Source organism: Amycolatopsis sp. NPDC051371 (genome assembly GCF_040682155.1).
Taxonomy (GTDB): Bacteria; Actinomycetota; Actinomycetes; order Mycobacteriales; family Pseudonocardiaceae; genus Amycolatopsis.
Genome location: NZ_JBFBAG010000020.1, coordinates 74,137 through 93,706, shown reverse-complemented (window position 1 = coordinate 93,706; position 19,570 = coordinate 74,137). Strand labels below are relative to the sequence as shown.

The window sequence follows — 19,570 nt, the reverse complement described above, 5'->3', positions numbered from 1 at the left end:
TGAAGGCCGACGATGGCGGGCATGACGACGGAACCGCTGCTCGCCCGCCTCGATCGGGCCGACGCACTGCCGGGGGCGCAGGAGCTGCGCGAAGCGACGTACGAGCTGTTGCGGTGTGAGCCGGGCGACCGGGTTCTCGACGTCGGCTGTGGTGGCGGACGGGCGGTCGCGGAGCTGTGCGGCCGCGGCGTGCGCGCGGTGGGTGCGGATCGCGATCCGGGGATGCTGGCGGCGGCGCGGGCACGGAGTGCGGACGTTCCGCCGCCGGCTCGCCCGGAGCGTGGTGCGCCGCCGGAAGTCCGCTCGCCGGGGGCTCGCACTCGTGGTCTTCCGCCACCCGCCGGCACGTCGGCGAGCCTGTCCCCGGCGGAGCGCTCGCCGATCGGCGAGCCTTCCGAGGCCGGGTTCGTCGAGGCCGACGTGCTGCGGCTGCCGTTCGCCGGCGGTGCGTTCCACGGTTACCGGGCCGACAAGGTGCTGCACGAGCTGGCCGACCCGGCGGCGGCCGTCGCGGAGGCCCGGCGGGTGCTCGCCCCCGGCGGCCGGGTCGTGCTGTGCGGACAGGACTGGGACACGCTGGTGCTCGACTCGGACCGGCCGGCCCTGACCCGCGCGATCGTCCATGCCCGCGCCGACGCGATCGCGGGCCCCCGCGCGGCCCGGCAGTACCGCACGTTGCTGGTCGACGCCGGGTTCACCGGGGTCGCGGTCGAGGTCACGACGATGGCCGACACCGACGGCGGCCTCCGGCCCCTGCTCGACGGCCTCGCCGCCGCGGCCCGGGACGCCGGCGTCGCGACGCGAGTGCAGGTCGACGCCTGGCTGCGGGAACAGGCGGCGCGGGCCGCGGCGGGCCGGTTCTTCCTGGCGATCCCGATCTTCGTCGCCTCGGCGACGGCGCCGGACGGTCCACAGTAGACACACGGGTCAGGCCGGGTCAGAACGCCTGGCACGTCTGGTAAGGCAGCTGGACGTCCGTCCCGGCGAGCGCGATGGTGCCGTCGACCGCGTAGCTGCTCTGCGTCGCCAGCGCCGCGAACGCGGTGCAGACCAGCTGGTTGATCCCGCTGCTGCTGATCGGCTTCAGCGCGAACGGGAGCGAGATCGCCGCCGGCGGGCCCGGGGCCAGCACGATCGGCCCGCTCCGGGCCGGGAGGGCCGACACGTACCCGTCGGAGGCCTCGCCGGCGGTCGGTCCGGCCAGCAGCATCGACAACGCCGTCTCGACATCCACGCTGCTGCCGGTCGACCGCGACACCGGGGCCACCCGCCCGTCGAGGACGAAGTAGAGGATCACGTCGGTGCCGCGCCCGCCGCTGCCCGGGTTCCGCAGCGTCGGCGCCGGCCCGGCCGGGACGACGCCGGTCGGCTTGACGCCGCACGCGCTCACCAGCAGCAGCACGACCAGGACGAAGAGCTTCTTCACCGCGCCTCCACGGATGGGGCCTCCCGGGGCAGGCGCAGCTCGAAGCGAGCGCCCGTGCCGGTGTTGGCCGCGAGGATGTCACCGCCGTGCAACCGCGCGTTCTCGCGCGCGATGGACAGCCCGAGCCCGCTGCCCTCGGACCGCGCCCGGGCCGTGTCCGCCTTGGCGAAGCGGTCGAAGATCCGGGGCAGCACTCCGGCGGGGATGCCCGGCCCGTGATCGGTGACGGTCAGCACGACGTCGCCGCGCTCCGCCCGCAGCACCACCTCCACCGGGGGCGCACCGTGCCGCAGCGCGTTGCCGACGAGGTTCGCCACGACGATGTCCAGCCGCCGCCGGTCGAGCGCGGCCGTGATCCCGGGCGGCAGGTCGGCGACCACCGCGGAGTTTTCGGAACCGGGTTCCCAGCCGCGTGCGGCGAGGCTGTCGGTGACGGCGGCGGCGACGTCCAGCTCCTCCCGCCGCAGCTCGGCCCGGCCGGCGTCGAACCGGGAGATCTCGATCAGGTCCTGCACCAGCCGGGTCAGCCGCTTGGTCTCCGCCGACACCAGCCGCGCGGCGACCGCGGTGTCCGCCGGCAGCTGGCCGGCGTCCTCGTCGAGGACGTCGGTGACGGCGTTCATCGCCGCGAGCGGTGTCCGCAGCTCGTGGGAGACGTCGGCGACGAACCGCCGCGCGTCGGCCTCCATCGCGCGCAGCGTGCCGACCGTGCGCTCCAGCTCCGCCGCGGTGTGGTTGAACGTCGTGACCAGCTGCGCGAGCTCGTCGGAGCCCTTGACGCGCAGCCGGACGTCGAGCCGTCCCCGGCCGAGCTGGTCCGCCGCGGTGTTCAGCGCGCGGACCGGCCGCAGCACCTGCCGCGCGGCCAGCAAGGCCACCCCCACGGCGAACGGCAGCGCGAGCGCGGAGACCAGCCAGGCCTGGCGGGCCAGTTCGTCGATGGCGGCCTGCTGCTGGTCCAGCGACGTCCCCGCGAAGACCTCGAGGCCGCTCGGCGTGCCCGACGCCGTCTGCACCGGGATCCCGACGTAGAACTGCGGGAACCCCTGGGCGTCGACCCGCTGGAACTGGGTGTACGTGCTGCTCGCCACGGTCTTGCGCAGCTCGGCGGGCACCTGGTCCGGCCCCATGCCCGACGACGAGTACAGGTTGTGGTAGACGACCAGCGCGCCGCTGGGCTTCAACGCGGCCGCGAACGCGTCGAGCGTGGCTTGCGTCGGCGGCAGCGACACGGTCGGCAGGTACGCGACGATCTGGTCGCGCAGCTTCAGCATCGTCTGGTCCTGGATGCCCTTGAGGATGGCGTTGCGCGCGGAGACGTAGCTCGCGCCGGCCGCGGCGGTGGCGCCGAGGATCATGATGACCGCGAAGGCGGCGACCAGCCGGGGCCTCAGCCCGGCCAGCCACGAGCGGACCTGCCGGATCACGACCGGCCGAACCGGTAGCCGAACCCCCGGACCGTCTGCACGTGGTCCGGCTTCGCCGGCACGTCTTCGATCTTCGCGCGCAGCCGCTGCACGCACGCGTCGACGAGCCGCGAGTCGCCGAGGTAGTCGTGGTCCCAGACGGCGGTGAGGATCTGCTGGCGGCTGAACACCTGCCCGGGCGTGCGCGAGAGCTCCAGCAGCAGCTTCAGCTCGGTCGGGGTCAGCGACACCGGGACTCCGCGCTTGGTCACTTCGAGGCCGGCCCGGTCGATCACGAGGTCGCCGTGGCGTTCCTCGGGTTCCGGCTGCTCGCCCGGCCGCTCACCTGGCCGCTCGGCGACGGCCCGGCGCAGCACGGCCCGGATCCGCGCGTCCAGCACGCGGGGTTCGACCGGTTTGGCGACGTAGTCGTCGGCTCCCGCTTCGAGTCCGGCCACGACGTCGAAGTCGTCGCTGCGCGCGGTGAGCATGATGATCGGGATCGGTCCCGACGCGCGCATCCGGCGGCACGTCTCGAAGCCGTCCATGCCGGGCAGCATGAGGTCGAGCACGACGATGTCGGGATGCCGGCGCACGAGCACCTCGATGCCGAGCTCGCCCGACTCCGCGGTGTGCACCACGTGTCCCTGCCGGCGCAGGGCCAGTTGCAGTCCTTCCCGCACCGCCGCGTCGTCTTCTACCACCAGTACCTCGGCCACGGCGCCATTATTCGGAAAAGCGCACGTCATGGCGACCCGGGCGGATCTTGTAGCAAAACCATGACATCGCTCTGACGGGATCTCGAAATCCCGGAGCCAGACTCGGAGACATGGCAGTGATCATCTCCGAGGTACGCCCCGTCACCCCGCCGGCCGGGCGCCACGCGCTCGTGACCCGGGCCGTGTCCCGCACCGCCGTGCTCGCGGCGAGCGCGGCCGGGTTCGCCCTCGCCTTCGTCGCGGCCTACCTGCTCTTCGTCCGCACCGAGGCCGGCCGCGGCGTGGAGAACGGCGTCGTCCGCAGCGCCCAGTCCGCGGGGACGACCGTGGCGTGGGCGGACCCGCTGCGCGACACCGACCTGGTGGTCGTGCTCGGCGGCGTCGCGGTGCTGCTGGTGGTGATCGCCCTGGTGCGGCGCCGGTTCGCTCTCGGCGTGACGGCCCTGATCATGCTCGCCGCGCCGCTGATGGTGGCGCAGCTGCTCAAGCTGTACGTCCTGGACCGCCCGAGCACGGGCGACCGGCTCGGCGTCGCGAGCCACAACAGCTTTCCCAGCGGGCACGTCAGCGCGGCGATGGCCGTGCTGGTGGCGCTCGCGATCGTCCTGCCGCGCCGTTTCCGCCTCCAGGCCCTGGTGGCCGGCGGGGTCGGCGTCGCCTGGGTCTCGGCCGCGGCCGTGGCGCTGGGCTGGCACCGGTTGAGCGACACCGTCGGCGGCTGTCTCCTGGTCGCCGCGGTCACCTGCGCCGGGGCGGCGGTGGTGTCCGCCCGCCGCCCCGACGGTGACCGGGTGCCGCCGGTGCCGGTGCTCTGCGGCTTGCTGGCGCCGGTAGCGCTGGTGCTGGCCGGCTACCTGGTCCTCGGGACGGCGACGTCCGGCGCGGCCCAGTTCGTCGCCGCGATGGTGCTCGCCGCGCTGTCGGCGATGGCGGTGGTGCTGCTGCTGGCGGTGCCGTTGAGGCGGGTGGCGTTCGACCCGGCGGAGGCTCGGGTCCGCCGGCTTCGGCGCCGCTGACCGGAGCGGCTCGGCTGTCCCGGCGGTCGGCCGGCGCGCCTGGGCGGTCGGCCGGCGTGCCTGGAGGGGTCGGCCGGCGTACTCGGGCAGTCGGCTCGCGTACCTGGGCGGTCGCCTGGCATACCCGGAGGGTCGGTTCGCGTACCTGGACGGACGACTCGCGTGATCTAAAGCCGATCCCGCGTGATCCTGGCCGGAACTCGCGTGATTGAAGGCGGAACTCGCGTGATGGGAGGGGCATCACGCGTGATTGCCGGGGTCGACTCGCGTGATTCGAGGGTCGACACGGGGTTGCGGCGGGCCAGTTTCGGGGGATTGGACCGCGACAGCGCTGGTCGCGGGGCCTAGCGTCGGTGAGGTGCATCCTAGGCTTGCCGAAGACCTGAAGTCCCTGCCCGAGCTGCTCGACGCCGCGCGGAAGCTTGCCGGCGAAGCGCTTGCGGGGCTGCCCGAGCGACCCGCCGCCGTCCCGCCCGGGGATCTCGTGCGGGCGCCGCTGCCGGTCGAAGGTGTCGGCGGCCGGGGTGCGCTGGAAGAGTTCTCGCAGCGCTGGGAAGCCGGCTTCGCGGGCAGTGCCGGGCCCCGCTACCTCGGGTTCGTCACTGGTGGCGCGACCCCGGCGTCGCTGGCCGGGGACTGGCTCACCTCCACCTACGACCAGAACCCCGCCAGCGGCATGGACTCCTCGGCCCAGGACCTGGAGCGCGAGACGGTCGGCTGGCTGGCCGAGCTGTTCGGGCTCGGCGCGGAGTTCTCCGGCGCGTTCGTCACCGGCGCCACGATGTCCACGGTCACCGGCCTCGCCATCGCCCGCGAATGGCTCGGCGAGCGCGCCGGGGTGTCGGTGTCCGACGACGGCGTCGCCGCGCTCGGCCCGGTCACCGTGCTGTCCGGCTCGCCGCATTCGAGCATCCTGAAGGCGTTGTCGTTCCTCGGGATGGGCCGTTCGGCGCTGCGGAAGGTGCCGGTGCTGCCGGGCCGCGAAGCCGTTGACGTCACCAAGCTGGCCGAATCGCTCGAATCGCTCGACGGGCCGGCCGTCGTCGTCGCGAACGCGGGCACCGTGAACACCGTCGACTTCGACGACCTGCACGCGATCGCCGCGCTCAAGCAGCGGTACGACTTCTGGCTGCACGTCGACGCCGCGTTCGGCGGGTTCGCCGCGCTCGCGCCGGAGCACGCGGCGCTGACCGCGGGCCTCGACCAGGCCGACTCGGTGGTCGTCGACCTGCACAAGTGGCTCAACGTGCCCTACGACTCCGCCGTCCAGTTCACCCGCCGCCGCGACCTGCAGCTGCGCGTGTTCAGCAACAACGCGGCCTACCTCGGCGAGATCGGCGAAACCCCGGACTTCCTGCACCTCACGCCGGAGAACTCCCGGCGGCTGCGCGCCCTCCCGGCCTGGTTCTCGCTCGTGGCCTACGGCCGGGACGGGCACCGCGAGATCGTCGAGCGCTGCGTGTCGCTCGCCCGGGACCTCGGCGCGCGGCTCGACGGCTCGCCCCGCTGGCGGCTGCTCGCGCCGGTGCGGCTCAACGTCGTGTGCTTCGCCCCGGCCGAGGACGTCACCCAGGACCGGATCGACGCCCTCGTCCGCGCCATCGCCGAGGACGGGACCACCTTCCTCACCCCGACCGTGTACGACGGCCGCCCGGCGCTGCGTGCGGCCTTCAGCAACTGGCAGACGACCGCGGCCGACGTCGACCGCGTCTTCGCCGTGCTCGAGCGCGTGGCCGCCGGCTAGCTGCGGTCCGACTTCGGCATCAGGTACTTCCACGGCGACGCGCCGGCGCCCAGCTCGCACGGCACGTGCACCAGCGCCGGCCGGCCCGCGGCGAACGCCTTGTCCAGCGCGCCCCGCAGGTCGTCCGGGGTGCGCGCGGTCAGGCCGAGCGCGCCGAACGTCTCGGCGAGCCGGGCGAAGTCCGGGTTCCGCAGCCGCCCGCCCAGGGCGCGGCCCTCGAACAGCCGCTCCTGGTCGAGGTGGACGTTGCCGTAGTAGCCGTTGTCGAACACGACGGCGACCACGTTCAGTCCGTATTGGACGGCCGTGGCCAGCTCCTGCGCGGCGAACATGAAGCCGCCGTCGCCGGCCACCGAAACCACCGGGCGGCCAGGGAACGCCGCCTGCACGCCGAGCGCCGTCGGGTAGCCGAAGCCGAGCGTGCCCTGGTGGCCGCACGTGACGAAGGTGCGTGGCGAGTAGACCTCGAACCCGAAGTAGGACGCGAAGCCGACCTGGCAGATCTCTTCGACGAAGAAGCCGTCGCGCGGGAGCACCTCCCGGATCGCCCGCAGGTACTCCAGTTCGGGCCCGACATCGATGAACCGCTCGGCCACGGTCGCCTTCAGCGCCATGAACTCCGCGGCCCGGTCCGTCCGTTGTGGACCGGCGGCCTCGGTCAGCGCGACCGTGGAGTCGGCGGCGTCGGCGACGATCGCGACGTCCGCTTCCAGCCGGGTCGCCTGGCGCGGGTCGATGTCGAGCAGGATCGTTTTCAGGCCCGCGGGCTTCTCCGGCCAACGGAACCACGACAGTTCCATGCGCGACCCGATGCCGATCACCACGTCGGTCTCCGCCCACCGCTCGAAGCCGGAGACGCAGGTGAAGCCCAGCGGGTGGTCGTCGCCCACGATGCCGCGTCCGCCGCGGAACGGCACCACCGGCGCCTGCAGGCGTTCGGCCAGCGCCCGGACCTCGGCGGCCGCGTGCCGGGCGCCGCCGCCCACCATGATCATCGGGTTCTTCGCGCCGGCGAGGAGTTCCGCGGCCCGCTCCACGGCGACCGGGTCGACGGCCGGGCGGTGCAGCGGCAGCGGTCCGGCCGCTTCGGCGGGGGCGCGGAGGCCGAGCACGTCCCAGGGCACCGCCAGGGAAACCGGCCTCGGCCGCCCGCCCGCGGCTTCGCGAAAGGCGGTCGCCAGCGCGTCCGGCACCTCCACCGGGTGCTCGACCAGCGCCGACCACTTGGTCAACGTCCGGAGGGTGGCCAGCTGGTCGGGCATCTCGTGCAGGTGCCCGAGCCCGCGGCCGAGGTACGCGCGGGGGATTTCGCTGGTCAGGCACAGCACCGGCGCGCTCGCCCCGTGCGCCGAGAGCATCGCGGCCGAGGCGTTGAGGACGCCGGGTCCGGGCACCACGGAGTACACGCCGGTGCGGCCGGTGGCCTGGGCGTACCCGAACGCCATGTAGGCCACGGTCTGCTCGTGCCGGGCGCCGATCACCCGGATGTCGTCGCCGGCGCGGGCCAGGCTGTCGAATAGGTCGTAGGTCTGCACGCCGGGCAGCCCGAAGACGGTGTCGACGCCGTGGGCCCGCAGGCCGTCGACGATCAGGTCGGCCGCGGTGGGGGTGGGCGGGGGAATCGGCATCGGCACGGCCTCCTGGGCGTCGTCCGTCGGCAGGACCATATATGGTTTCCTACATGATCAGCGCGTCCTCGGGAAGACCGGTCACGAAGTCCCAGCTGGCCTACGAGACGATCAAGGCCAGGATCCTGGACGGCCGCTACGGCCCCGGGTACCGGCTGGTGCTCGACCAGATCGGCCGCGAGCTCGAGGTCAGCGCGGTGCCGGTCCGCGAGGCACTGCGCCGGCTCGAGGCCGAGGAGCTGATCCAGTTCGAGCGGAACGTCGGCGCCCGGGTGGTGGCCATCGACCCGACGGAGTACCGGCACGCGATGGAGACGGTGGCGATCGTGGAGGGCGCGGCCACCGGGCTTGCCGCGCCGCTGCTCACGCCGGAGGCGCTGGCACGTGCCCGGTCGCTGAACGAGCGGATGCGGCGGAGTTTGGTCGAGTTCGACCCGCTGGCGTTCACGGCGCTGAACGCGGAGTTCCACGAAGTGTTGTTCAGCGCTTGTCCGAACCCGAACCTGGTCGATCTGGTGCAGCGGTGCTGGACCCGGCTGGCCGCGGTCCGGGACAGCACGTTCGCTTCCGTGCCGGGGCGCGCGCCGGAGTCGGTCGAGGAGCATGAGCGGCTGCTGGTGATGATCGAGGGTGGGGGCGATCCGGCGGAGGTCGAGCGGTGCGCGCGGGGGCATCGGTTGGCGACGTTGGAGGCTTATCTCGCGCGGCAGCGGTGATGGTCGCCGGGCTCGGCTGAGGGGCGTGGGTTGCTCGCGTGGCTCGCTCGGGGTTGGGGGCGAGGTTGCTTGCGTGGCGCGCGGGGTTGGTCGGGGGTGAGGGTGCTTTCGTGGCGTGCGCGGCGCTGGTCGGGGTGAGGGTTGCTTGCGTGGCGCGGGGTTGGCGCGGGCGAAGGGATGCACGCGTGGTGCGCCCGCGCGTGGTGCGGGCGGGCGCTGGTTGCGTTGCCTGGTTGGCGCGGGCGGGGCTGCTCGCGTGGCTCGCTCGGGGTTGGGGGCGAGGTTGCTCTCGTGGCGCGCAGGGTTGGTCGGGGTGAGGGTGCTTTCGTGGCGTGCGCGGCGCTGGTCGGAGCGAGGGTTGCTTGCGCGGGGCGCGGGGTTGGCGCGGGGCGAAGGTGATGCCCGTGTGGTGCGCTGGGCGGGGCGGGGTTGTCGGCGTGGCGTGGCCGGTCGTTGCCCGGGTGAGGGTTGCCCGGGCCGCCTGGGGAGTGTCAGGGTCGGGGATGCCGATCTTCTCCGCGCCGGATGGGACCGCGCTCGCCTTTCACCTCTCCGGCTCCCGCGGCGACCCTGTTGTCTGCCTGCCCGGTGGGCCCATGCGGGCCGGGGCCTATCTGGGGGATCTCGGTGGGCTTGATGCCCGGCGACGGCTCGCCGTGCTGGATTTGCGGGGGACCGGGGACTCCGAAGCGCCCGGGGACCCCGCCACCTATCGGTGCGATCGGCAGGTCGAGGACGTCGAAGCGGTGCGCAAGCACCTCGGCCTCGAGCGGTTCGACCTGCTCGGGCACTCGGCCGGGGCGAGTCTCGCCGTCCTTTATGCCGCTCGGTATCCCGGGCGGCTGCGCCGCCTCGCGCTCGTCGCGCCGAGCCCGCGGGCCGTCGGGTTGCAGCTGCCCGTCGCCGAACGGCGGCGGATCATGGCCCGGCGGGCCGGTGCGCCCTGGTTCGATGCCGCCGCCGCGGCTTACGAGGCGATCGCCGCCCGAGCCGCGACCAGTGCCGACTGGGCCGCCATGGCGCCGCTGTACTACGGCCGGTGGGACGACGCCGCCCGGCGGCACCAAGCCACCGAGGCCGGTCAGCGCAACGGTGCCGCCGCACGCGTCTACAACGCCGACGGTGCCTTCGAACCCGAGCGCACCCGGGCCGCGCTCGGTGCCGTCGACGCTCCCGTGCTGGTGCTGGCGGGTGAGCTGGACTGGATCGCCAGCCCGGGCGTCGCCGGCGAGTTCGCCGCGCTGTTCCCGGACGCGCGGGTCGCCGTCCTGCCCGGCGCCGCGCACTATCCCTGGCTGGACGACGCGCCCGCGTTCGTCTCAGCCGTGGCGGGTTTCCTGGCCTGAAGCCGGGTTCCGGCGCGGTTTGATGCGGACCGCCGGCAGCTCCGGTGCCGGCAGCCGCTGCGGCGTACCCGTGTAGCCGGTGACGCTGCCGAACTGGTCGGACTCCGCCTGCCAGGCTTCGCGGAAATCCGCGATCTCCTCGTGGGTCCGCCCGACGAAGTTCCACCACATCAGGATCTCTTCGTCGAACGGCGTACCGCCCAGCAGGAGGAACCGGGCCGGCGCCGCGCCCCGGTTGCTCAGCGTCAGGGAGCGCACGCCGGTGCCGACGTAGCCCAGTTCGGCCGCGCGGACGCGGGTGCCCGCCACGACGACGTCGCCGGTGTCGACCAGGACGCCGTGCTCGAAGCGGGGGTCGACGCCGAGGGACATGTGGGCGTCCGGGCCCAGCACGACCTCCGCACCCAGGAGCGGGGTGAACGTCGGGATCGGCGACGTGCGCCCGGCCAGCGACCCGAGGAACACCCGGATCTCGGCGCCCTCGATCCGGTTCACCGAGGGCACGTAGTGGTCGAAAGCGCGCGCCGTGTGCCGGTGCCGCTCGGGCAGCGCCACCCAGAGCTGGACGCCGTGCAGCGTCTTCGCGGCTTCGGTCGAGACTTCCGAGTGGCAGATGCCGTGCCCGCCGGTCATCAGGTTCAGCTCGCCGGGCCGGACCATCGCGTGCGTGCCCAGGCTGTCGCGGTGCTCGATCTCGCCGGCGAACAGCCAGCTCACCGTCTGCAGGCCGGTGTGCGGGTGCGGGGCGACGTCCATCGCGCCGGTGACCTCGGTCGGGCCGTAGTGGTCGGCGAAGCACCAGGCGCCGATCAGCGACCGGGACCGCTGAGGGAGCGTCCGGCGGACCCGCATCGCCCGCGGGCCGCCCAGGGGGACCTCACGCGGGGTGAGGATCTCGACGGCCGGGTGCTCGGGGTCGGCGGTCGTGGGCCGGTCGCCGCAGGCGAGCTCGGTGGGGGCGGCCTCGGTGTTGCTCATGTCCGCCACGGTAGTCGCGTTCCCCACCCGGTTCGGGCGGCCTCGGCGGCCCGGACGGCGCGGTGGTGGCCGTGTTCCCTTTGTGGAGTTGTCAAGCTTCGCGCCGCCGGGTCAGGCGGCGTGGTGCTGCTGCTGCGCCGTGACGACGGCCTGGCCGTCGGCCGTCAGGACCGCCGGGACCAGCTTGCCCGGCAGGCCGGGGCGGGCCGCGCGGACCAGGCCCTGGTGCGCCAGTGCGTGGGCCGCGAACTGGTCGCCGCAGGACACGCCGTCGATGAACAGGTCGGGCTCACTGCTGCAGGACACCCGGCCGCGGCCCGCGCCGACCGCTCGCAGCATCGCCAGCATCCGGTGGTTCACCAAGGGGCGCACGGCCGGCGTTCCGGTCTGTTCGTCGCTGTTCATCTCGGTCCCTCCCGCTCGTGGTTCGACCTCGTCCTACCCATGCGTCGAACCAGCTGACGGGATTTCGACAGCACATCCGGAACCGGCTCGGCCGGGAGCGTCCGTCCATCGTCACCGCGGCCGGTCGAGCCCGGGTCGATTCCCCGTCGACGGGCGTCCCGGACTCCGGAGGGGACTCAGAACGGGGGCGCTGCCGCGACCGCCGGCTCCGGCGTCCACGAACTGCTCTCCTCACCGCCGGCGGCTCGGCTGAGCCTGGTCACCTTGGCCGTGGCGTACCGCAGGGCCGGGCCGATCTCGTCGACGTCCAGCTCCGTCACGGTGCGCTTCTCGCCCTCCTTCGTGTCGTACGACCGCTGTCTCAGCCGGCCTTGGACGACCACGCGGGCGCCGCGTCCGAGCGACTCCGCGACGTTCTCCGCGTACTGCCGCCACAGGCTGCAGCGCAGGAACATCGCCTCGCCGTCGCGCCAGGCGCCGGACTCGCGGTCGAACGTGCGCGGCGTGGACGCGACCGTGAAGTTCGCGACCGCGGCGCCGGACGGGGTGAACCGCAGCTCGGGATCGGTCGTCAGGTTGCCGATCACGGTGACCAGCGTTTCGCCTGCCATCGGTCTCTCCTTCTCCTCCGGGTGCGGGGTGCACCGCTCTCGCCGACGAGGAGAGCACGGGGGACCGACAGTTCCGGGCCCGGGCGAGGAGATGCCGTCCCCCGGCCGGGGTGGTTTCCTGCCGCCATGCCGACGGCGTTTCAGAAGGAGCTGGGCACGCTCGCCCACCGGCTGGCGGACCTGTGTGCGCTGGTCGCGATCGCGTTCGAAGACGCCACGCGCGCCGTCCTCGAAAGTGACCGCACGCTGGGTGGACGGGTGCGCGAAGACGCCGCCGCGGTCGCCGCGCTCGGGGCCGCGTGCGAGGACCAGGCGTGTGCGCTGCTGGCCCTGCACGCGCCGCGGGAGGAGGACGTGAAGGCGGTCGTCGCCGCCGTCCACGCCGCCGCGGATCTCACTCGGATGGGTGGTCTTGCACGGGAGGTCGCGGAGCCGCGGCGGGTGCCGGTGGAGCTGAGACCGGCGCTCGGGCGGCTGGGTGGGCACGCGGTGGCCGCCGCCCGGGCGCTTCAGGGTCTGCTCGCTGGAAACGGTGGCGCAGTCTTGGCCGACGCTGTCGCGCTCGCCGAAGCGGCGGAGCGGGAACTGCGCGAAGAGGCCGGTGCCGCCGTGGACGTGGTGCTGCTCGCCGCGATCTAAGGGCGGTTCACCGGGACCTCGGCGGAATCGCGCGCCGAGCCACCGGATTCGTCCCGATTGGCAGCTGATTGTCCGGATAGGGCAGTGCGCCTTCGAGCGCCGATCGAGTCAGTTGCCCTGCTGGGGGAACTGACCTTGCTGCGGGTACTGGCCCTGCGACGGGTGCTGCGGCTGCGGGAAACCCTGCGGCTGGGACGGGTGCGGCGGCTGGAAGCCCTGCGGCGCCCCCTGCTGCGGGAAACCCTGCGGCGCGCCCTGCTGCGGGAAACCCTGCGACGGCGGCTGCTGCGGGTAGCCCGGCTGGGAACCCTGCTGCTGCCCCTGCTCCTCCTGCGCCTGCAGGCGGACGGCGTCTTCCTTCGGGATCCGGTTCTCGATCCCGCAGAACGTGCACTGCGCGGAGTACTTCACGCTGATCGGGAAGAGCGGGATGAAGAAGAGGGTGAACTTCGTGACCGCCTTGCGCACCGCGTGCGAAGCGGGGTTGCCGCACCGGCCGCACAGGAAGGTCGTCATCGCCAGCACGTAGATCCGCGTCCGCCAGCCCCAGATCAGCATCGGTACTTCTTTCTCCCGGGTCTTCTGTTCGCCGCGCAGCCTCGCACACCGGCCCGCCGCCGCGTGGCGGTTTCGCCGAACTCGGGGACTAGATTGTGATCATGCCGAGCGATTTCGCCCTCAAGACCATGAACGCCGTGCACCGCGGCCTGATCAAGCTCACCGGCGGAAAGGTGGGCTGGCACGCCGCCATGCCCGTCCTGGAGCTCACCACGATCGGCCGCAAGAGCGGGCAGCCGCGGTCGGTGCTGCTGACCTCGCCGCACCAGGACGGCGACACGCTGGTCGTCGTGGCCTCGCGCGGCGGGGACGACACGCACCCCGCGTGGTTCCTCAACCTGCGCGACAACCCCGAGGTCGAGGTCTCGCTCAAGGGCGCCCCGAAGCGGCCGATGCACGCCCGGGTCGCCGATGCCGGCGAGCGCGCGAAGCTCTGGCCGAAGATCTCCGGCGACTTCAAGAACTACGCGCAGTACCAGACGAAGACCGAGCGCGAGATCCCGCTCGTCTTCCTCGAACCGCGCTAGCTCCGCGCGGTCAGGTAGGCCGGGTCCGGGCCGGGGATCTGCTGGTCCGGCACGCCCGCGAGCAGTTGGCTCATCGCGTGGAAGTACGGCGGCGCGGCGACCGTGCCGCCGAACGCGCCGTGGCCGCAGTTGCCGAGGTGCACCGGCGTGCCCGGGCAGATTTCGCGTGGCCGCGGACCGTCGGCGAAGACCATGGACGAGACCGCGTAGCCGTCGACGCCGCCGACGAACGCCACGGACTCGCTCTGCTGCGTCGTGCCCGTCTTGCCGATGTCGGGACGCGTCCAGCCGGCCGCGTGGGCGGCCTGGGCCGACGTGCCGTCCGTCGTGTCCTTGCTCAGGCCCGCTTCGAGGGTGTTGGCCACGCCGGTCGGGATGACCTGCTCACACGCCTGCTGCGGCACCGGGACGGCGTTCCCGTTCCGGTCGGTGATCGAGAGGATCGGGTTCGGCGGGCACCAGACGCCGCCACTCATCAGCGTCGCCGAGACGTTCGCCATCTCCAGCGGGCTGACCGGGCTGTTGCCGAGGGTGAACGACAGCAGGTTCTGGAAGTACTGCGACTGCGGCTCGTTGTACTGCGGGTTGCTCGATGCGGGGTTCGGCGCGGCCCCGGCGTCGTTGGTCGCGAGCGTGTTCCGCAGCCCCAGCTTGTAGGCCATGTCGAGCACGGCGGGCATCCCGACCTGGCTCTCGAGCCCGACGAAGGCGACGTTCGGCGACGTCGCGAGCCCGTCGGCGAGGGTGATCGGATCGGCGTAGTGACCGTCGTTGTGGACGGTGTAGCACGCCGTGTGCGCGTTGGCGTTCGGCGGCGTGAAGCACTGGCTGTCCGGGTTGGGCAGCGGTGTCTCCAGGCCGGCCTTGCGGGTGACGAGCGCCGCGGCCGAGGTGAAGATCTTGAACGACGAGCCCGCGCCGAACTCGTTGCTCGCGTCCGCGACGATGTCCGTGGACGTCTCGCCCAGCGCCGGGTCGGTGCCGTAGTTCCGGTTGGCGACCATGGCGAGCACCTGGTGGCCGCTCGAGCCCGGCTGGACGACGGCGAAGGTGTTGGCCACGCCGTCCTGGGTGGTCGGGACGTTCGCGTCGACGGCGTTCTTCGTCACCTGGGAGACGTGCGGGTCGAGGGTGGTCTTGATCGTGTAGCCGCCGGTGGCGAGCCGGTCCGCGGTGAACCCGGCGCGCACCAGGTAGTTCTCCGCGTAGGCGCAGAAGAACCCCGCGTCCGGCGCCGCGCCCATGCACGTCCCGGACGGCGTCACCGGGCCGTTCGGCAGCAGACCGAGCGGTGCCGCTTTCGCCGTTGCCGCGTAGGACACCGGGAGGGAGCCGTTGGTGACCATGGCGTCGATGACGAGGTTGCGGCGCTGCAGCGCCTTGTCCGCGTGGGTGTACGGGTTGTAGACGCTGGGGTTGTTCACCATTCCGGCGAGCAACGCCGCCTGCGGCACGGTCAGTTTGTCCGCCGTCGTCCCGAAATAGGCTTTCGCCGCGGCGCCGACCCCGTACACCGTTCCGCTGAATTCGACCACGTTGAGGTAATTCGCCAGAATGTCGTCCTTGCTCGTGGTGTCGTTGAGCTGGACGGCCATTTTCGCTTCACGCAGCTTGCGCGCGAGCGAGTCTTCCCGGTCTTCCTGCTGCGCGATCGGGTTGCTCCGGTCGACGACGTTCACGAGGTAGTTCTTGACGTACTGCTGCGTGATCGTCGAGGCGCCCTGCAGCGCGCCGCCGGCGCTGTCGTTGACCGCCGCGCGCAGCATGCCCTGCATGTCGACGCCGCCTTCGGTGTAGAAGCGCCGGTCCTCGATCCCGATGATGGCGGCCTTCATCGTCATCGCGATCCCGGCCGAAGTCACCGGGAGGCGGTACTGCGCGTAGAGCGTCGCGATCGGCGTGCCGTCCCGGTCGGTCACCGTCGTGGTCAGCGGCGGGTCGGCCGCGGCGAGCTGGGCGGAAATGGCGTCCACCGAATCGCTGACCTGATTCGACAGCAGGCCGGCGCCGATGGCGGCGGGTGCTACCGTGCCCGCCACCAGAATTCCGGCGAGAACGCACAAACCGGCAAAAGAGAACACGCCAGGGCGACCATTCACGAAACCGAGATTAGCCACCGGGGAATGAAGCTTCCGTTCGGTGAGACATGTGCCTCACCGGGCCAACCTGCCGAGCAGGGCCGAAGCGACGGTGATCGCGACGACGGTCGCCGCGGCCAGCACGCCGAAGTCGAGCCCGAGGTGCGACGGCGTGCCGATCAGCAGCCCGCGCAGGGCATCGACCTGGTAGCTCAGCGGGTTGACGTGGCTGAGCACTTTCAGCCACGACGGCATCAGGTCCACCGGGTACAGCGCGTTCGAGCCGAAGAACAGCGGCATCGTGATCGCCTGGCCGATCCCCATCAGCCGTTCCCGCGACAGCACGATCCCGGCGATCACGATGGACAGGCAGCAGAAGAACGCCGACCCGAGCACGAGCACGACGGCCATCGCCAGCAGCTTCAGCGGGTTCACGGTCAGCCCGACGCCGAGGATCGCCGCGAGGATCAGCACCATCAGGGCCTGCACGAGCGCGCGGACCCCGGCGGCGAACGCCTTCCCCGCGACGAGCGCGGCTCGCGGCGTCGGCGTCACCAGGAGCTTGGCGAGCACGCCCGCGTCGCGTTCCCAGATGATCTGGATGCCGTAGAAGATCGAGATGAACAACGCCGACTGCGCGAGGATGCCGGGCGCCAGGTAGTCGAGGTACGGCGTCGAGCCGGTGGGGATCGCGCGCAGCCGGGTGAACGTCTCCCCGAAGATCAGCAGCCACAGCGCGGGCTGGATCGCGCGGGTGAGCAGCTCGGTCTGGTCGCGGCGCAGCTTCTGAAGTTCCACCAGGCACATCGCGCCGACGCGCGCGGCGAGGATGCGCACCTGGCGCAGCGGGCCGGGGTCAGCCGAGACGGCGGGCGGTGCGGCGAGCGGCACGGACACTGCGGATCCCTCCTTCGTCGGATTCGAGGCGGTCGCCGGTGACCGCGCGGAACACGTCGTCCAATGTGGACCCCGGGCCGAGGTCGGTCTCGAGGTCGGCGGGGGTGCCCAGCGCCCGGATCCGGCCAGTGTGCATGAGCGCGACGCGGTCGCAGTACTGCTCGGCCTCGTCCATGTAGTGCGTGGTGACGAGCACGGTCATGCCGGTGTCGGTGCGGATCTGCGTGATCCGTTCCCACACCGCCGAGCGGGCGACCGGGTCGAGCCCGATCGTCGGCTCGTCGAGGATCAGCAGCCGCGGCGAGCTGACCAGGGCCTGGGCGAGCTCGAGCCGGCGGATCATGCCGCCGGAGTAGCCCTTCGCGACGCGATCGGCTTCGTCGGCCAGCCCGACGAGGTCCAGAGCGCGCCGCACCTCGCCCTCGCGCCGCGCGCGAGGTACGTCGAAGAGCCGCGCGAACAACGCGACGTTCTCGCGCCCGGTCAGCGCGCCGTCGGCGGACAGCTGCTGCGGGACGTAGCCGATGAGGCGCCGCACGGCCATCCGGCGGCGCGCGACGTCGACGCCGAAGACCGTGATGCGGTCCGCCGCGGTGGGCAGCAGCGTCGTGATCATCCGGAGCGTCGTCGTCTTGCCGGCGCCGTTCGGGCCGAGCAGGCCGAACACCTCGCCGGGCGCGATCTCCAGGTCGACGCCGTCCACCGCGCGGGTCGTCCCGAACGAGTGGGTCAGGCCGGTGCACCGCACCGCGGGTTCGGTCATGGCTGCTCCTTCAGGATGCCCATGAGTTTTTCGAGGGCCGGCAACGCCTGTTCGATCGCCGCGCTGTCCTCTTCGGACAGTCCGGTGAGCGCTTCGGCGACGAGCCCCGTCCGGGCGCGCCGCCACGACGTCATCCGGTCGCGCGCGGCGCCGGTCACCTCCAGCCGGGCCGCGCGCCGGTCGGCGGGGTCCGCTTCCCGGCGCAGCAGACCGGCGTCGACGAGCTGGTTCACCAGCGTGCTGACCGAGTTGGCGGCCAGGTGCAGCTCGCGCGCGGCCGCGGCGACGCCGATGCCTGGCTGGTCGGCCACCACGCGCAGGACCTCGACCTGGGCGCCGGGCAGGGGAAAACCGGGCACTTCGGCGCGCACGCGGCGGCGCACCATCCGGCGGATGCCCTGGACGGCGCCGAGCAGGCGTTCGGCGAGTTCGGTCATGTCGTCAAGGTAGCTCTGACTCAGATCTATTAGCAATGCTAAATGTCTGGTCCGAGAGAAATGCGAGGAATCAGCCGGGGAGACGCGCGGCTTCCGCGAGGGCCAAACCGAGCAGGCCGGGGAAACGGGCGTCGAACTCCTCGTTGCGCAACGCGTTCAGCCGCTGCGTGCCGCAGTCCCACTGCTTCAGCAGCCCGGCCGCGCGGAGGATCTTGAAGTGCCGCGACGCCGCGGGCTTGCTGACCGGCGGCATGATCGCCCCGCACGACTGGCCGGGTTCGCGCGCGAGTGCGGCGACCATGGCCAGCCGGTGCGGGTCGCGCAGGGCTTCCAGGGCCGCGGGGAACGAGACGTCCGCGAGCGCCGGGTGCTCCAAGGGGGTCGCGGTGCGGCTGGCCATGGTTCGAGTATCCCTGGTTGCCGCGACGCGGACGGCTGTGCCATGGTCGATGTTAGCCAATCGATTAACATGAGGGAGCCCAACGGTGCGCGTCTACCGTCCCGAATCCGGAAAGCTGGTCCAGCGCGAAGAGGCCGTGCCCGAGCCGCAGCGCGGGGAGGTGCTCGTCCGGGTCCGGGCGACGTCGCTGAACTACCGGGACCTGCTCATCCTCGACGGTGACCACTTCACCGCCGGCCCCGGAAGCCTGATCCCGGTGTCCGACGCCGCGGGCGAAGTCGCCGCCGTCGGCGAGGGCGTGACGCGCTTCGCGAAGGGCGATCGGGTGATCAACGCCTTCCACTCGAACTGGATCGCGGGACGGCTGCCCGACGCCCTCGTCGGCTACGGGAACGGCCAGGACGGCTGGCTCGCGGAGTACCGCGCCGTCGGAGAGCACGCGCTCGTCGCGCTGCCGGATTCCCTGAGCTACGAGCAAGGGGCGACGCTGCCGTGCGCCGCGGTCACCGCGTGGACGTCGCTGAACGGCGGGACGCCGCTGCGCCCGGGCGAGGTCGTGCTCACCCTCGGCACCGGCGGCGTGTCGCTGTTCGCCCTGCAACTCGCCAAGCAGCACGGCGCGCGGGTCGTCGCGACGACGTCGAGCCCGGAGAAGGCGGCCAAGCTGACGGAACTCGGCGCCGACGTCGTGATCGACTACACCGCGACGCCCGAGTGGGGCAAGGCCGTCCTCGACGCCACCGGCGGCCGCGGCGCGGACCGGATCGTCGAGGTCGGCGGGCCCGGCACGTTCGCGCAGTCGCTCGTCGCGGCGGGGACGCACCACGCCGACATCGCGCTCGTCGGGTTCGTCGGCGCCGGGGGAGCGCCGGTGGACTTCATGGACCTCTTCCGCAGCGGCGCGACCGTGCGGAAGATCTGGGTCGGCAGCCGCGAGGACACCGAAGACCTCGTCCGGTGGCTCGCGGTCCGCCCGCTCGAGCCGGTCGTCGACAGCGTCTTCCCATTCGGCGACGCCGTCGCGGCGTTCGAGCGGTTCCGGAGCCGGCGCAACCTCGGGAAGGTCGTTGTTTCCGTCGCGTGAGGCGAGAGGGTACCGCTGATCGGCTGAACCTGACCCGGAGTGACCGTTCGGCGGCGAAGGGCTGCCGTTCGCCGCGTGATCGCGTGGTTCCGGTCCGGAACCGGCGGACGCGGGAGCATGCTGTCCCTTCCGACCCCTCGCGTCCCCGCGCCTGACGTCCACTGTGGACATTGCCAGTGCGCCCGGCCCGGC

Annotated in this window: 21 protein-coding genes; 8 read left to right on the top strand and 13 right to left on the bottom strand. The window is 72.5% G+C overall.

The features are described 5' to 3' along the window. Positions 1-21 precede the first annotated feature (21 nt). Positions 22-918 carry a methyltransferase domain-containing protein gene (locus AB0M59_RS24425; protein WP_364618723.1) on the top strand — a complete coding sequence of 299 codons (897 nt, stop codon included), beginning with the start codon at positions 22-24 and terminating at the stop codon, positions 916-918. A gap of 19 nt (positions 919-937) precedes the next feature. Here AB0M59_RS24425 and AB0M59_RS24420 read toward each other — a convergent pair whose 3' ends face one another. The 3 genes from AB0M59_RS24420 to AB0M59_RS24410 are packed head-to-tail and all read right to left on the bottom strand — an operon-like array spanning position 938 to position 3,551. Continuing rightward, positions 938-1,426 (bottom strand): hypothetical protein, encoded by a 489-nt coding sequence (locus AB0M59_RS24420; RefSeq protein ID WP_364618720.1) that lies wholly within the window; start codon positions 1,424-1,426, stop codon positions 938-940. After that, positions 1,423-2,853, bottom strand: coding sequence for a HAMP domain-containing sensor histidine kinase (locus AB0M59_RS24415; RefSeq protein WP_364618717.1), 1,431 nt, complete (start codon positions 2,851-2,853; stop codon positions 1,423-1,425). The genes AB0M59_RS24420 and AB0M59_RS24415 overlap by 4 nt, the downstream gene beginning before the upstream one ends. Next, positions 2,850-3,551 (bottom strand): response regulator transcription factor, encoded by a 702-nt coding sequence (locus AB0M59_RS24410; protein WP_364618714.1) that lies wholly within the window; start codon positions 3,549-3,551, stop codon positions 2,850-2,852. Before AB0M59_RS24410 ends, AB0M59_RS24415 begins: the two co-directional genes overlap by 4 nt. Positions 3,552-3,667: 116 nt before the next feature. On the opposite strand from AB0M59_RS24410, the gene AB0M59_RS24405 reads away from it, so the two are divergent. Beyond that, positions 3,668-4,567 (top strand): phosphatase PAP2 family protein, encoded by a 900-nt coding sequence (locus AB0M59_RS24405; protein WP_364618923.1) that lies wholly within the window; start codon positions 3,668-3,670, stop codon positions 4,565-4,567. A gap of 358 nt (positions 4,568-4,925) precedes the next feature. Beyond that, a complete protein-coding gene (locus AB0M59_RS24400; RefSeq protein ID WP_364618711.1) occupies positions 4,926-6,311 on the top strand; it encodes a pyridoxal-dependent decarboxylase in 1,386 nt (461 codons plus the stop codon). On the opposite strand, the gene AB0M59_RS24395 is transcribed toward AB0M59_RS24400, so the two are convergent. Then, positions 6,308-7,978 (bottom strand): thiamine pyrophosphate-dependent enzyme, encoded by a 1,671-nt coding sequence (locus AB0M59_RS24395; protein ID WP_364618709.1) that lies wholly within the window; start codon positions 7,976-7,978, stop codon positions 6,308-6,310. The genes AB0M59_RS24400 and AB0M59_RS24395 overlap by 4 nt on opposite strands. Positions 7,979-7,980: 2 nt before the next feature. On the opposite strand from AB0M59_RS24395, the gene AB0M59_RS24390 reads away from it, so the two are divergent. Both AB0M59_RS24390 and AB0M59_RS24385 read left to right on the top strand, forming a co-directional pair. Then, positions 7,981-8,655, top strand: a complete 675-nt coding sequence (locus AB0M59_RS24390; protein WP_364618707.1) for a GntR family transcriptional regulator — start codon at positions 7,981-7,983, stop codon at positions 8,653-8,655. A 503-nt stretch (positions 8,656-9,158) separates the two neighbouring features. Then, on the top strand, positions 9,159-10,001 hold the full coding sequence (locus tag AB0M59_RS24385) for an alpha/beta hydrolase (protein ID WP_364618704.1): 843 nt from the start codon (positions 9,159-9,161) through the stop codon (positions 9,999-10,001). On the opposite strand, the gene AB0M59_RS24380 is transcribed toward AB0M59_RS24385, so the two are convergent. From AB0M59_RS24380 to AB0M59_RS24370, 3 genes are all read right to left on the bottom strand, one after another. Then, positions 9,975-10,979 carry a pirin family protein gene (locus tag AB0M59_RS24380; protein ID WP_364618701.1) on the bottom strand — a complete coding sequence of 335 codons (1,005 nt, stop codon included), beginning with the start codon at positions 10,977-10,979 and terminating at the stop codon, positions 9,975-9,977. The genes AB0M59_RS24385 and AB0M59_RS24380 overlap by 27 nt on opposite strands. Positions 10,980-11,090: 111 nt before the next feature. Further along, positions 11,091-11,384: a hypothetical protein gene (locus tag AB0M59_RS24375; protein ID WP_364618698.1), complete on the bottom strand. Its 294-nt coding sequence runs from the start codon at positions 11,382-11,384 to the stop codon at positions 11,091-11,093. Between the two features lie 176 nt (positions 11,385-11,560). Then, positions 11,561-11,995 carry a single-stranded DNA-binding protein gene (locus tag AB0M59_RS24370; protein ID WP_364618695.1) on the bottom strand — a complete coding sequence of 145 codons (435 nt, stop codon included), beginning with the start codon at positions 11,993-11,995 and terminating at the stop codon, positions 11,561-11,563. A gap of 126 nt (positions 11,996-12,121) precedes the next feature. Between AB0M59_RS24370 and AB0M59_RS24365 the strand changes: the two genes are divergently transcribed. After that, positions 12,122-12,634, top strand: a complete 513-nt coding sequence (locus AB0M59_RS24365; protein WP_364618693.1) for a PhoU domain-containing protein — start codon at positions 12,122-12,124, stop codon at positions 12,632-12,634. Between the two features lie 108 nt (positions 12,635-12,742). On the opposite strand, the gene AB0M59_RS24360 is transcribed toward AB0M59_RS24365, so the two are convergent. Further along, positions 12,743-13,192, bottom strand: a complete 450-nt coding sequence (locus tag AB0M59_RS24360; protein WP_364618692.1) for a zinc-ribbon domain-containing protein — start codon at positions 13,190-13,192, stop codon at positions 12,743-12,745. A gap of 101 nt (positions 13,193-13,293) precedes the next feature. Here AB0M59_RS24360 and AB0M59_RS24355 point away from each other — a divergent pair, with 101 nt between their 5' ends. Beyond that, positions 13,294-13,719, top strand: coding sequence for a nitroreductase/quinone reductase family protein (locus AB0M59_RS24355; RefSeq protein WP_364618690.1), 426 nt, complete (start codon positions 13,294-13,296; stop codon positions 13,717-13,719). Here AB0M59_RS24355 and AB0M59_RS24350 read toward each other — a convergent pair. From AB0M59_RS24350 to AB0M59_RS24330, 5 genes are all read right to left on the bottom strand, one after another. Further along, the gene (locus AB0M59_RS24350) at positions 13,716-15,758 is read right to left on the bottom strand and encodes a transglycosylase domain-containing protein (protein WP_364618688.1); all 2,043 of its coding nucleotides are present in this window, start codon (positions 15,756-15,758) and stop codon (positions 13,716-13,718) included. The two genes, AB0M59_RS24355 and AB0M59_RS24350, sit on opposite strands and share 4 nt — an antisense overlap. 114 nt (positions 15,759-15,872) lie before the next feature. Beyond that, positions 15,873-16,694, bottom strand: a complete 822-nt coding sequence (locus tag AB0M59_RS24345; protein WP_364618685.1) for an ABC transporter permease — start codon at positions 16,692-16,694, stop codon at positions 15,873-15,875. Then, complete coding sequence (locus AB0M59_RS24340) at positions 16,654-17,457, bottom strand: ATP-binding cassette domain-containing protein (RefSeq protein ID WP_364618682.1); 804 nt, start codon at positions 17,455-17,457, stop codon at positions 16,654-16,656. Before AB0M59_RS24340 ends, AB0M59_RS24345 begins: the two co-directional genes overlap by 41 nt. Next, positions 17,454-17,894, bottom strand: coding sequence for a MarR family transcriptional regulator (locus AB0M59_RS24335; RefSeq protein WP_364618679.1), 441 nt, complete (start codon positions 17,892-17,894; stop codon positions 17,454-17,456). Before AB0M59_RS24335 ends, AB0M59_RS24340 begins: the two co-directional genes overlap by 4 nt. 70 nt (positions 17,895-17,964) lie before the next feature. Then, positions 17,965-18,294, bottom strand: coding sequence for a helix-turn-helix domain-containing protein (locus tag AB0M59_RS24330; protein ID WP_364618676.1), 330 nt, complete (start codon positions 18,292-18,294; stop codon positions 17,965-17,967). 85 nt (positions 18,295-18,379) lie between these two features. On the opposite strand from AB0M59_RS24330, the gene AB0M59_RS24325 reads away from it, so the two are divergent. Beyond that, positions 18,380-19,378 carry an NAD(P)-dependent alcohol dehydrogenase gene (locus AB0M59_RS24325; RefSeq protein ID WP_364618673.1) on the top strand — a complete coding sequence of 333 codons (999 nt, stop codon included), beginning with the start codon at positions 18,380-18,382 and terminating at the stop codon, positions 19,376-19,378. Positions 19,379-19,570: the final 192 nt, after the last annotated feature.

Bases quoted from the DNA above. Each gene is read 5' to 3' on its own strand.
- AB0M59_RS24425 (WP_364618723.1), top strand. From the start codon at position 22: ATGACGACGGAACCGCTGCTCGCCCGCCTCGATCGGGCCGACGCACTG.
- AB0M59_RS24395 (WP_364618709.1), bottom strand. From the start codon at position 7,978: ATGGTCCTGCCGACGGACGACGCCCAGGAGGCCGTGCCGATGCCGATT.
- AB0M59_RS24390 (WP_364618707.1), top strand. From the start codon at position 7,981: ATGGTTTCCTACATGATCAGCGCGTCCTCGGGAAGACCGGTCACGAAG.
- AB0M59_RS24385 (WP_364618704.1), top strand. From the start codon at position 9,159: ATGCCGATCTTCTCCGCGCCGGATGGGACCGCGCTCGCCTTTCACCTC.
- AB0M59_RS24380 (WP_364618701.1), bottom strand. From the start codon at position 10,979: ATGAGCAACACCGAGGCCGCCCCCACCGAGCTCGCCTGCGGCGACCGG.
- AB0M59_RS24375 (WP_364618698.1), bottom strand. From the start codon at position 11,384: ATGAACAGCGACGAACAGACCGGAACGCCGGCCGTGCGCCCCTTGGTG.
- AB0M59_RS24370 (WP_364618695.1), bottom strand. From the start codon at position 11,995: ATGGCAGGCGAAACGCTGGTCACCGTGATCGGCAACCTGACGACCGAT.
- AB0M59_RS24365 (WP_364618693.1), top strand. From the start codon at position 12,122: ATGCCGACGGCGTTTCAGAAGGAGCTGGGCACGCTCGCCCACCGGCTG.
- AB0M59_RS24360 (WP_364618692.1), bottom strand. From the start codon at position 13,192: ATGCTGATCTGGGGCTGGCGGACGCGGATCTACGTGCTGGCGATGACG.
- AB0M59_RS24355 (WP_364618690.1), top strand. From the start codon at position 13,294: ATGCCGAGCGATTTCGCCCTCAAGACCATGAACGCCGTGCACCGCGGC.
- AB0M59_RS24340 (WP_364618682.1), bottom strand. From the start codon at position 17,457: ATGACCGAACCCGCGGTGCGGTGCACCGGCCTGACCCACTCGTTCGGG.
- AB0M59_RS24335 (WP_364618679.1), bottom strand. From the start codon at position 17,894: ATGACCGAACTCGCCGAACGCCTGCTCGGCGCCGTCCAGGGCATCCGC.
- AB0M59_RS24330 (WP_364618676.1), bottom strand. From the start codon at position 18,294: ATGGCCAGCCGCACCGCGACCCCCTTGGAGCACCCGGCGCTCGCGGAC.